Origin of the sequence: Lysinibacillus sp. FW12 (genome assembly GCF_050817245.1) — a bacterium.
Classification (GTDB): domain Bacteria; phylum Bacillota; class Bacilli; order Bacillales_A; family Planococcaceae; genus Lysinibacillus; species Lysinibacillus irui.
Map to the genome: position 1 here is coordinate 4,312,026 of NZ_CP139094.1, position 12,898 is coordinate 4,324,923.

Sequence of the window (12,898 nt, forward strand, 5' to 3'; positions counted from 1 at the left end):
CTTGATGTCTCCTAGCACCCCCATTGCTCTAGCTAAGGGCAAGAAGTATTTTCTCAGGATCATCTGTAAATAGCGCGTGTATACCAAGCTGTTGCAAAGATCGGGCATGGCGCTCATCATTAACTGTATAAACACGAACGATTGCCCCTTCAGCTAATGCTAATTTAACTGATTTGCGAAAGGCTGTCGGTAGACTAACATGTAGTGCTTTAGCTGGGATGAGAGCAATATAAGTCGTAAAATCCACTAAAACCTCTGCGAACAATGCTGCACTTTCGATATATGGCGCAATTTGTGAAACGGTTTGTAAGGATTCATGGTTGAAAGATGAAATAATGACTCGCTCTGTCATTTGCTGTGCTGCAACCTCTTTGAGAACAAGTGCTTCAATTCCTTCGTATGAAATAATATCTGTCTTCAGCTCGATATTAATTCGATGATTTGTACCTGCAAACAGCTCCAATACTTCTCCTAGCGTAGGGATCGTTTCTCCGCTGAATTTCGGCGACATCCACGAACCAAAGTCAAATGTACGTAACTGTTGTAATGTAAAATCTTTCACATAGCCTGAACCATTAGAGGTACGATCAATTGTTTCATCATGTATGACTACCACCTCTTTATCTGCTGTTAAATGAACATCTAGCTCAATTCCCGCAATAGGAAGCTTAGCTGCCGCTTGAAATGCCGCAATTGTATTTTCTGGGTAGTGTGCCGAGACACCTCTATGTGCAAAAATATCCAAAATCATTAACCTCCTCTATTTCCTTTAAAGAAACTTAAAAAAATAAAGCTTTCCAAACCTCAATGTAATAGTAGCATAATTAACTTTTCTGCTTTCACTTGATGGTAAATATTATATATAGTAGTATGATAATCTACTTTGAAATTGTAAGTACCTAGGAGGTGCTAAAAATGACTGTACAACATCCAGATTTTCAGGCTGAAGTAGAGCGGTTGGCATATACCCAAAGATATATGCAGCAAATACTCAATGAATCACAAAGAGATTTACAATCGGCCCAGGAAAATATTCGTAAATCTATGGCTGACCTTGATTACTTAGATTCAAGTTTAAGTTATTTAAATATCTTAACAAATGCCAGATTCTTTGAAATGGCTCGTAACCAAAAGGAAGGCCTAGAAGCTGTTCGTAAGAAGCCATACTTTGCTAGAATTCATTTCCAAAAGACAGGCGATCCAGAGGAATTTCTCTACATCGGGAAAACCTCACTCTTTCATCGCGAAACCCATGAGCCCATTATTGTTGACTGGCGCTCTCCTGTAGCCAATGTCTATTATGATGGACGTCTTGGCGATATGGAATATGATGTCCGCGGAGAAGTTCATAAAGGACATCTCTATGCTAAAAGACAATACAAGATTGAGAATGGCGAATTACTCGATATACGTGATATTGACTTAACAACAAACGATGAACTACTGCAAGAAGCGTTAGCTGGGAAAGCAGATGTTCGACTAACCGAAATTGTCTCGACAATTCAAAAGGAGCAAAATGACATTATCCGAGCACACCTTCGTCAACCAATTATTGTGCAAGGTGCAGCAGGTAGTGGAAAAACAACAATCGCTCTACACCGTATATCTTACTTCCTCTACACAATGGGTGAGAACTTTAATCCAGAGCAGCTCATGATTTTAGCACCGAATAAGTTATTTATTGATTATATCGGAGATGTTTTACCAGAGCTCGGTGTCGATAAAATTTGCCAAACTACTTTTACAGACTACGTTCTTTCCGCCACTAAATTAAAGCTAAAACTTCAAAATCCGAATGAGCAATTAGAATCGCTTGTTGCTGGAGGAAATCAGGAGCCAACTGCATGGATCGCTGAAATGAAAGGCTCTCTTTATTATCGTGATGTCATCGAACGTTACATTCAAAAGCTAGAACAGGAGATTGCAGAGCAATTTGAAGATGTATATATTGAAAAATACTGTATCATGCGTGCTTCCCATTTAAAGAAGCTGTTTTTATATGAGTTTTCTTATATGCCTATCGAAAAACGCCTTGCCCATATTAAGAAGGTGTTAACAAGCCATGTCCGTCAAAAAAAACAAGTTGTCCTAGCAACACTTCATAAAAAGTATGATGAAGCATTGGGTAAAGCTTTAAATGGTATTCGGGATGATGAAAAACGAAGACGGGTTGTTACTAAATTTATCGATGAACGCGATGAACGTATTCCAGCTATTGAAAAAGAAACGAAAACCACTGCAACGGCATATATGCGACGTTTTACTAAACATAATATCAAGACACTCTATCGCACCCTTCTCACTGATGCAGAACTTTTAGCAGAGCTGGCTCCTGAATGGCATTATCTCGAACAACAACAATTTTTACAGGCACACCGGAAAGAACATTGGGCACTTGAAGATTTGGCTGCACTATACTATTTACAAGCCCGTCTAAAAGGCATCCCAGATGAATGGAAAATGCGTGTTGTCTTTATCGATGAGGTACAAGATTATAGTTTATTCCAGCTTGCTGCTTTAAAAACAGGTCTCGATACAGATATGTTTACAATGGTTGGTGATTTAGCCCAAGGGATTCACAGCTATCGTTCATTAACAGCTTGGGAGCCTGTCCAAAGCTTGTTTCCACGTGCAAGTTTCAGAACATTACAAAAAAGCTACCGAACAACCATCGAAATTATGGAAGTAGCTAACCAAATATTAGCGCAAATGAGTGAACAGCTTCCTTTGGTAGAGCCAGTTGTTCGTCACGGTAATGTACCAAGTTTTATTCAAGCTGATCATTTCGATGCTTTAAAAATTAAAGAGATCTTTGAAGCTATTCGTCAAAATGGTCATCGTTCCATCGCTTTAATTTGCAAAACTACAGCGGAAGCTATCACGATGTATCAGACATTAAAAATGAGCGATATTGCCTCACAGCTCCTAACTGAAAACGAATCGATTAATCAGGAAATGTTGCTTGTTGTACCAAGTCATCTAGCTAAAGGACTTGAATTTGATGCAGTGATTGTAGCTGCATTTGATACACCTTTCTATGATACGCCAATTGATCGAAAGCTACTTTACGTAGCACTTACACGAGCAATGCATGAGCTGTACTTAATAGGCCCATCCAAAAATACATTTTTATTGGAAAATTAAAAAGTCGCTAGAAGGCGACTTTTTTATCGATCATCAATTTCTTGGTGGTAATCTATAAAACTTCCCTTTCGATAAATAAGCTTTTACTACTTTCCACCATGAACTAGGGGCTTCCTTTGGAGGAGACTTCTTTTTAGGCAATGCTGGCATGCGCATGATCACGACTCCTTTCTTAAAGCTTATTAATATTATATGAAGATAGTAGGTAATTATGCTAAAAAAGAGCGATGAGTTGATGTTTACTAACACTCATCGCCCTTTTTCCTATTGTTTTACATAATAATCAATTTGTTGTGCCTTCATAAAACCAGCCTTTTCATAGACAGATAGTGCTTTTTTATTGTCGATTTCTACGTCGAGCATGACAAATTTTGCGCCAACTTTACTCGCATAATCCTTTGAAAAAGAAAGAAGTGCCGTTCCAATACCTTGTCCTTCATAATTAGGATGAACAGCAAGAGCAGTTACCCACTGGATTTCATTTTCCTTAGCTGTCGTTACAGTTCCAACCATATCACCATCTCGATATGCAACCCAAAGTTTTCGTCCATTAGTAGTAGTGTTAAAAGCAATGAGTTCCTTAGATTCTTCCGGTAAATCGCCAAACGCCTCACCATAAATAGAGATTAGTTCTGCCTCCTCACCATCATAAGGTTGAATGTTAATATCATTTTGTAACGCTACTGGTTCTGCTTTAGTCTCTAAGGTTGCTTCTGAAAAACTGTAAGCAAACCCTTTTTGTTCAATGAATGTATGCCCAAAAGGAGAGCCATCAATTACGACTGCTAATTGTCCCTCTGCTCCTCTTTCCTCTAGTCCCACTTGGATACTCTCAACTAATGCCGTTCCAATACCTTTTTGTCGATAGGCAGGTGTCACCACTAATGACCATTCGTATGTATGAAGCCCAATTAAATCAATGGCACTTGCAGCACCAACTAACAAATCTTTATCATCCTCGTACGCCAATACCATAAAACCCTTTGATTCGAAAGAGCTGGCCATAGGCACATTCATAATGGTTTCGTATACTCGATAATCATGAACTGTTGCTTCTTCACATAATAATTTTACTTCCTTCAATGTTTCTCCATCTAATGGGAAAGACACTGTCATCACTGAAATATTCATCTTTAACTCCGTTCCTATGTCAGACTATTGCCCTATTGTAGCAAGAATGAAAATAAACTGGCAACAAAATATATTAATACCGCTGTTAATCAGAATTTTACTTCAAAAACCGGAATAATAAAAGGATTTATACTATAAAAGTTCAATGAAATGACTGAAATTTACTAGAAATCATAGATATAAAATAATATACTTATTTCACAAAATTAGAGATATTTAATCTTTTTTCTTAGTTACTTTTAAGCTATACAATCATTCATACTATATAATAATTTACATTTATTATACCATTTATTCAAATTAATAACATTTGCAATTCAACTAACAAGAGGCTAAATGGATAAATTAAAGAAAAAACCAAACTATTGTGGGAAATGTCCAATTTAGTGTCCCGTAATAGTTTGGTTTTTCTGTTTTTATTCATTTATTTACGTTAACTTATTCTTCAAGATGATGGGAGGATGAATGAAGCATTTGTGCATAAAGACCACCAGATTCGATCAGTTTTTGCTGAGGTCCTGCTTCAACCAACTTGCCTTTATGCATAACTAAAACTAAATCGGCATTATGCACAGTATTTAAACGATGGGCAATAACGAAACTTGTGCGTCCTTGCATTAATGTATCAAGCGCCTCTTGTATTGCCATTTCTGTTACAGTATCGATACTACTTGTTGCCTCATCCAATAGCAAAATTTTCGGGTCAGCAATAAGTGCTCTCGCTATAGAAAGCAATTGCTTTTGACCTTGTGATATCTCGCGTCCATCTGCAGCAAGAACTGTTTCATAGCCATCTTTGAGCTTCATGATAAAATCATGGGCGTTAGCTCGCTTGGCAGCTTCTTCAATCTCTGCATCACTGGCATCTAGCCGACCATAACGAATGTTTTCACGCACAGAAGCCTCAAATAAAAACGGGTCCTGCAAAACAAAAGCCATCTGAGAACGTAAGGATTGTCGATCTATTTGCTGCACATTTATGCCATCAAATAATACTTCACCTTTTGTTACCTCATAAAACCGTGCAATAAGTTGAAGAATTGTCGTTTTCCCAGCTCCTGTAGCACCAACAAGCGCTACCGATTGTCCTGGCTCCACTTTAAAATCAACATCCTTTAATGTATAAGCTTCCTCTTCTTGTTCGTATTTAAAGAACACATGCTTAAATGCCACATGCCCCAATAACTGATGCTTTTGAGCTGAAACAGTTTCCTCTTCTTGTTGTTCGTCAAGTAAGGCAAATACTCGTTCTGCGCCTGCAATAGCAGATAGTACCGTATTAAATTGGTTTGCTAAATCATTCAATGGACGTGTAAATTGCCTAGCATATTCAGTAAATATAACAATAACACCTATCGATACATGCCCGTATAGTGCGAGCACTCCCCCTATGCCTGCTACAATGGTAAAGCTCATATTGTTTAAGAAGTTCATCACCTTTGGGATATAACCAGAGTAAGTCTGTGCCCAAAAACCTGTTCTTCTTAGACGCAAGCTTTTTTCACGGAACTCCGCTTTCATTCGTTCCTCTTGTGAGAAAGCTTTAACAATCCTCTGCCCCGAAATAGTTTCTTCTATCATGCCATTCAAGGCTCCAAGAGCGGCTTGCTGCTCTTTAAATAAGGGCGCTGTCCTTCGTGTAATCCAACGCATGGCCCAAAACATAAGTGGAATAATTGTCATCGTCAGTACTGTCAGCAATGGGCTTAAACTGAGCATAATAATAACGGTTCCACCAAGCGTAAGTATGCTTGAAAACACTTGGATAAAAGAACTGTTTAATGTGGAGCTAACAGCTTCAATGTCATTTGTCATCCGACTCATTAATTCGCCATGCTGACGGCGATCAAAGAATGCAATGGGCAATCGTTGAAAATGAGCAAATACACTTGTTCGCAGTCTATATATCGTTTGCTGTGCAATCCCGATCATCCAATAATTTTGTAGGAAGAGTGAGACAGCTAACAAGGCATAAATACCAATTAAAAAGCCAATCCCCTTTCCTAGTCCAGAAAGCTTGCCGTGCATAACATAGTGATCGATCATTTGACCAATTAAATAGGGGCCAGCCAAAGCTAACACCGAACTAATCATCACTAGTAGAAGTACTACGATGAGGAGTGCTCGTTGTTCATCAACAATTTTCCATAATCGCAGCAATGTACTTTTCCAATCAGATGCACGAGGTCCCTTTTTTTTCTGCACAACCTGCTTCAAATCATCTTTTGTCAATATCGGCTCATAGCCAAAAGGTTTCTGGAAAAATCCCATTAATCCTCCACCTCCTGTTGAGAGATTGCAATTTTTTTATAGAGTGTTGACGTTTGTAAAAGCTCTTCATGTGTGCCATATCCAACTACTTTTCCCGCATCGATTAGTAAAATGCGGTCTGCACCTTTAGCCGTACGTATTTTTTGCGTGACAACAAGCATTGTTGCCCTCTCTTCACTCAATGCTTCCCATAATGATTGTTCGGTTTTTACATCTAGGGCACTTGTGCTATCATCAAGCATTAAAATATGTCCTTTTCTCAAAAGGGCTCTAGCAATCGATAGCCTTTGTTTTTGTCCTCCCGATAAATTGACACCTTTTTGTCCCACCTTGGTATCATAGCCATTTGGAAAATCTTCAACAGACGCATGTATTTGTGCCTGCATAGTGGCCTGTAATACAGCATCCATTTCGGCCTCTACATTTCCCCAACGTACATTATCAGCAATACTACCAGTAAACAATAACGATTGCTGTGGAACATAGCCAATGATTTCGCGTAGCTCTTGCAATTCCCAGTGTTGAACATCCTGCCCTTCTACCAATATTCTTCCGTGCGTTACTTCATAAAAACGAGGAATAAGCTGCAACAATGTTGATTTTCCAGCACCAGTCGCCCCCATAATCGCTAATTTTTCACCGGACTTAACTTGGAAGCTCACATCTGACAGGACAGGTGCATCTCCCCCCGGATAAGTAAAACTGACATGTTCAAACATTAACTCCCCATAGCGCGAAGGATGACCTACCTCCTCAGAAAGTGACGTATCTTCTACTTCATTTTCCATAGAAAGGACTTCTGCCATTCGTTCTGCAGAAGCTTTCGCTCGTGCATAAAAAATAATAATAAATGCAAACATTGAAAATGAGCCAGTCATACGCATCGCATAATTGACAATAGCTACAATATCGCCAAGCGGTGTAGTTCCTGACGCAATTTGCTTTGTACCAAACCATAAGACTGCGAGCAGACTCATGTTCATAATGAATAATAGTACGGGCATAATATATTCCATTATTCTTAACGCTTTTACAGTATCTATTTTTAAGCGAGAAGCAACCTCATCAAAGCGCGTAGCTTCATACGTTCCTCGTAAATAAGCCTTCACTAATCGAATTGCCTGTAAGTTTTCCTGTAAAACCCTATTTAAACGGTCGACTCTCTTCTGTACCCGTCCAAAATATGAAACACCCTTGGCCACCATAAAAATTAGAAAAACAAAGATAATGGGTGCACCAATAACTAAAAATAATGCCAGCTTTGCATTCACAACAAATGCCATTATAATGCTGCCTATAACAGCAAGTGGTGCTCGGAGCATAATACGTAAGCTCATAAATAGCACCGTTTGTACCTGAGTAACATCATTCGTTAATCTTGTAATAAGAGAAGCAGTAGAAAATTTTTGATAGGTTGCTAGCGTAAAGGATTGTATCTTATCAAACATGGCATTTCTTAGGTCATAAGAAAAGCTTTGAGCTGTATGGGATGAAAAATATGAATTGATGATTCCTGCCATAAAGGCAGTAAATGATAAAGCAAGTAAAACAGCCCCCCATTGCATAATCATCCCTTGATTTTGAGCCCGTACTCCTTCATCAATAATTTTTGCCATAATGAGGGGTTGCACAAGCTCAACAAATAATTCTAAAAGCATTAAAAATAAAGCAAAGATGGCTGTCCATTTATATGGTTTTACATAGGAAAAAACTTCTTTCATATTCTTTCCCCCTTGTTGTAAGAATCAACTTTATTATAGTTAAAAACTCCTAACTTCATAATAGATTTATGCTTTTTCACCCGCTACTGAAAGCCAAGTTACACAAACAAGCATAACGAATACTCCAATTAATTGCCAGAAACCTAAAGAGGTGCCGAATACAATAACCGAAATAATCATTGCTGTTAGTGGTTCGATACTGGAGAGAATACTGGTTTCAACTGCCGTAATATATTTCATACTACTTAAAAACAAAATAAAGGCTACTGTTCCAAAAAAGATTAAAGCAGCTAATAATATGAGGATTTTAAAATCTGTTAAAACACCCCATTGGTTGGACTGCCAAACACGGCTTACTAAGCCTAATGTGAAGCCACCTACGAGCATTCCCCAACCAACTACTAATAACACTCCCCACTCCTTCATTAAGCGTGCAGGGTATAATGTGTAAAAGGCAAATGTTAAGCCTACCGCAATCCCCCACAGCAAGGCTTTTGGACTAATTAGCAAACTCTCAAATGAAGCATTCGTTAGTAATAAAAATAACCCTATAAGGGTACCAATAATACCTAATACTTGATATTTTGGTGGCATCTTCTTTAAACTAAGAGAGACATATGCCACAACAAATATAGGCGCTAAAAACTGCAGGAGAGTTGCCAGTACAGCATTACTTTCGTTAATTGCTGCAACAAATGCAAATTGTACACCTAGCATCCCAGCTATACCAAAAATAATAAGCTGTCTGCCCCAAAGTTTTTGCTGCCAAATACCAAAAATATTTTTTCCAGTTAACAATAAATATGTAAGTAGTAATATACCTGCAACCGTTAAACGGATTGTTAACATAAAGGAAACTGTCAACGGTGTATGGTTAAGTAACCACTCCATTAAAGGACCAGTTGCTCCCCATAATATAGCTCCCGAGACAATAAATACTATTCCTTTTAACCGTTTCATACCAATCCTGCTTCCTATAAACGTACTAAAAACTGTTATTTTTCTTCAAATCTTTTCATATATTTCACGAGAAAAGACCCATATTTTTTCATCATCAAATATTTACAATTATATTCATAATGACTAATTCCCGATAATTATCTATAATATTAGTATATATTGATTACCCAAGGAGATCGAATAATCATGAGTCACATGCATAAATCGTTTACGATTGATGAACATTATTTAAATTCACTTCCTTTTCCTGCAATTATCATCAATCAAGATGGACAAGCGACTATCTGGGGAAAGAGCGCTGAACATCTGATTGAATTATCAGTAAATGATGTTAAAGGAAATACTACTCCATCTATACACGAAAATCTACTACGCCAGCTCCCTGTAGAAACATTTCAATCTATTTTACAAAATGAGGACAGCACGTATCTAGATAAAATTACAGTACAGACAACCTCAAATATGGAACTGACGACAGCTTTGCTTACTAAGCCTTTTATAGAAGAAGGAGAGCGCTTTATTCTAATGATATTTATGCTACCAGAATTAATGACAAATGCTGTTTCAGATTGCACTACATTTGTAAATCTCAAGCAAGGTTTAGACGCTACATTCATGACTGTAACACTCGATCAAGATGGTTTTATCTTAGAATGTAATAATGAATTTCTAAAAACAAGCCAATGGACACCTAAGCGTGTTATCGGTAAAACATTTTGGCAATTGTTCCCTGATAATGATGAAAGTGAAAAAGTTAGCAATACTATTTGGCGTAATTTAAACAATGGTCATACGTGGCAGGGGGAAGTTGAAAAAATTACAAAAACGGGACAATCTTATTGGGTACTGCTAACAGCTATCCCTACCTTTAATCTTGAAACAAATGAACAACAATTTTTCTTAATTGAAAAGGATATTACTAAATCGAAGACCATCCAACATCAATTGGAAAAAATCGCTTATATTGATACAGAAACAGGGTTGATGAATGCGCATCGCCTTGAAAAAGTAATTACCACTATGATTGATGACGAAAGACACTTTTCTTTTGTTTATTTAAGTATTGATAAATTCTATACGCTAAAAGAATTACATGATCAACAAATAGAGCAAAGCCTTATTATTGAATTTACAAATCGTATAAAAATGTATTTCCAAGATAGTACGATGGCTCGAATAAATGAAAATGATTTTGTTGTCATCACACCTTTAAGTGAGTGGTTTATTCAAGGCTTTTTATCCTACTTACAGCAGCATCCTATTTATAGCGGCAATATTGCAGTACCAATTTCTATTAGTGGTGGCATCACAAGATACCCAGAGGATCAAACAACATTCTCTCAGCTTATGAAAGCATCTATTGCTACCATTTCTACGGTGCGTGAAGCTGGTGGAGACAAAATTGTTTCCTTATCAACAGCAACACATAAAGCTTTAAATCGTAAAGCTTTAATTGAAAAGCGTTTACTTCAAGCACTAGATCAAAAGAATTTAAAGGTACTCTATCAACCACAAATTGATGTTTATTCTGGGAAAATTACAGCAGTTGAAGCACTCGTACGCTGGGAAGACGAGATAATTGGGGTTGTTTCACCTGACGAGTTAATTCCTATTGCAGAAGAAACAGGTCTGATTAACAACATTGGCTCCTTTATGCTCGAAAAAGCCTGTGAGCAGGCATTGCTTTGGAAAAAAGCTGGACATGATCTAAAAATATCAATTAACTCTTCTGTACGAGAGTTTCGTGATAAAAATATGGCTAAATCCATTCTTGAAATGATCACAAAAACTGGTTGTCCGGCAAATCTACTACAAATTGAAATTACCGAAAAATTTGCTTTAGAAGCCGAAGCTGCAACTTCTATTGCACAACAAATGCGCAAGCTTGAAAACGAAGGCATCTCCTTCATCTTAGATGATTTTGGAACTGGCTATGGTTCATTTAGATATATGCAAATTTTACCAATAGATACTTTGAAAATTGATCAAACATTTACGAATTCACTATTAAAATCTGAAAAGACCCAAAAGCTTATGCACGGTATGGTACAGCTAGGGAAATCTATGGAACTGAAAGTTGTAGCGGAAGGTGTTGAAACCGCTGAGCAAGCTGATTTATTAATTACTTATGGCTGTGACGCAATTCAAGGGTATTATATTAGTAAGCCTGTTACACCAGATGAAATTGAGGATTTACTTAGTAAGCAAAAATAAGTGAATAAGGAGGCTGCGTTGAAAAATAAACGCAGCCTCCTTTTACTTTTTATAGACCTTTTGTAATTTTACCTTACTTGAACGAACTGAACGGAAAATAAGTTGAATAATTACTTCAGCAAAGACAAGTCCAATCACTATCGCACCTGTAATTAAAAATGCCTTTAAGCCATATTGTAAGCCTTGTAAATAATCATCCTCTACCACATTTCTCATGGCATTATAAGCCATACCCCCGGGCACTAACGGTATAATTCCACCTACAATAAAGATAATCATCGGTATTTTAAATCGGCGAGCATATAAATGTGCCACTATAGCAATGACAAACGAGCCAAAGAAAGAAGCTTTGACAACATCCATGCCTTGCTCTGTTAACACAAAATAAATTATCCAGCCAATTACTCCAACAAGACCACAATGAAGGAGTGTTTTTCGAGGAACGTTAAAAATAATGGCAATTCCAGCAGTCGCAAAAAAACTTACAATTATTTGTATAATAATGTCCATCATATCCATATTGTCCGCCTCCTAAAACCCTAGAGTGACGGCAATGGCTGCACCGATGGCAAAGGCTGTTAAAAAGGCCTCTGCTCCCTTTGCCATCCCTGACATAAAATGCCCCGCCATTAAATCACGAACTGCATTGGTTATCAAAATACCTGGTACGAGTGGCATGACAGAACTAATAATTATTTTATCCAATTCATTACCATATCCATACTTTACTGCTAAGAAGGCAACAAAGCCGAGAACAAGTGATGCCGTAAATTCAGAGAAAAATTTAACCCTTGTTAAGTGGTTGATTATCACAAGCACTAGGAAACCTAACCCACCCGCTAAACAAGCTACAGGGAAATCCGACCATCCTCCCTTAAACATAATAAGGAAACAACCGCTTGCAAGTGCAGCTGCTATAACTTGTAAATACGTTGGTAAAAAATAATTTGTTTTTTGTATCGACTTTAGCTCGTCATAAGCTTCTTCTAATGTTATGATGTGAGATGTGAGTCTCCGAGATACTGAATTTACCAAGGCTATTTTTTGCAAATCTGTCATCCTGCTGGAAATTGATGTAATTCTCGTTGGCTGAGTTTTGCCTAACGAAAAAATGATTCCAGTTGGTGTGGCATAACATTGAGCATTCGGCATATTTTGAGAATGTGCCATTCGCAGCATCGTATCCTCCACACGGTATGTTTCTGCACCACTTTCAATCATAATACGCCCTGCAAGTAACAAACAGTCAATTGTAAGTTCAATATCCGCTTCTTGTATGACCATTACAGCTATCTGCCTCCTTCTAAAGGTTCCTTGCCAATATTATCGAACTGCCAATAAAAACTCAACTGAAAATTTCAGTATTAAATTTTGGCTTTCTTTCAATTTATTTTATTATCGATTAACAATTATTGAGCATGGGTTCTTCTATTTCAGTAGGTATTTTACAATCACTT

The 12,898-nt window shown here is 37.5% G+C and carries 9 protein-coding genes; 2 read left to right on the forward strand and 7 right to left on the reverse strand.

The annotated features are described in order from the left end of the window. Nucleotides 1-28: 28 nt before the first annotated feature. Nucleotides 29-745: a glycerophosphodiester phosphodiesterase gene (locus SJW71_RS22055; RefSeq protein WP_431811549.1), complete on the reverse strand. Its 717-nt coding sequence runs from the start codon at nucleotides 743-745 to the stop codon at nucleotides 29-31. Nucleotides 746-915: 170 nt separating this feature from the next. Here SJW71_RS22055 and helD point away from each other — a divergent pair, with 170 nt between their 5' ends. After that, nucleotides 916-3,144 (forward strand): RNA polymerase recycling motor HelD, encoded by a 2,229-nt coding sequence (gene helD, locus SJW71_RS22060; protein WP_322611210.1) that lies wholly within the window; start codon nucleotides 916-918, stop codon nucleotides 3,142-3,144. Nucleotides 3,145-3,408: 264 nt separating this feature from the next. Here helD and SJW71_RS22065 read toward each other — a convergent pair whose 3' ends face one another. From SJW71_RS22065 to SJW71_RS22080, 4 genes are all read right to left on the reverse strand, one after another. After that, nucleotides 3,409-4,275, reverse strand: coding sequence for a GNAT family N-acetyltransferase (locus tag SJW71_RS22065; protein ID WP_274795426.1), 867 nt, complete (start codon nucleotides 4,273-4,275; stop codon nucleotides 3,409-3,411). Between the two features lie 438 nt (nucleotides 4,276-4,713). Next, the gene (locus SJW71_RS22070) at nucleotides 4,714-6,546 is read right to left on the reverse strand and encodes an ABC transporter ATP-binding protein (protein WP_274795425.1); all 1,833 of its coding nucleotides are present in this window, start codon (nucleotides 6,544-6,546) and stop codon (nucleotides 4,714-4,716) included. After that, nucleotides 6,546-8,267 (reverse strand): ABC transporter ATP-binding protein, encoded by a 1,722-nt coding sequence (locus SJW71_RS22075; RefSeq protein WP_274795424.1) that lies wholly within the window; start codon nucleotides 8,265-8,267, stop codon nucleotides 6,546-6,548. Before SJW71_RS22075 ends, SJW71_RS22070 begins: the two co-directional genes overlap by 1 nt. Before the next feature lie 66 nt (nucleotides 8,268-8,333). Further along, nucleotides 8,334-9,227 carry a DMT family transporter gene (locus tag SJW71_RS22080; protein WP_274795423.1) on the reverse strand — a complete coding sequence of 298 codons (894 nt, stop codon included), beginning with the start codon at nucleotides 9,225-9,227 and terminating at the stop codon, nucleotides 8,334-8,336. A 186-nt stretch (nucleotides 9,228-9,413) separates the two neighbouring features. On the opposite strand from SJW71_RS22080, the gene SJW71_RS22085 reads away from it, so the two are divergent. Continuing rightward, nucleotides 9,414-11,441: an EAL domain-containing protein gene (locus SJW71_RS22085; protein ID WP_312505094.1), complete on the forward strand. Its 2,028-nt coding sequence runs from the start codon at nucleotides 9,414-9,416 to the stop codon at nucleotides 11,439-11,441. Between the two features lie 42 nt (nucleotides 11,442-11,483). Here SJW71_RS22085 and SJW71_RS22090 read toward each other — a convergent pair whose 3' ends face one another. Together SJW71_RS22090 and SJW71_RS22095 are read right to left on the reverse strand one after the other, a co-directional pair. Next, the gene (locus tag SJW71_RS22090) at nucleotides 11,484-11,951 is read right to left on the reverse strand and encodes a threonine/serine exporter family protein (RefSeq protein WP_274797256.1); all 468 of its coding nucleotides are present in this window, start codon (nucleotides 11,949-11,951) and stop codon (nucleotides 11,484-11,486) included. 21 nt (nucleotides 11,952-11,972) lie between these two features. After that, nucleotides 11,973-12,725 (reverse strand): threonine/serine exporter family protein, encoded by a 753-nt coding sequence (locus tag SJW71_RS22095; RefSeq protein ID WP_431811550.1) that lies wholly within the window; start codon nucleotides 12,723-12,725, stop codon nucleotides 11,973-11,975. Nucleotides 12,726-12,898: the final 173 nt, after the last annotated feature.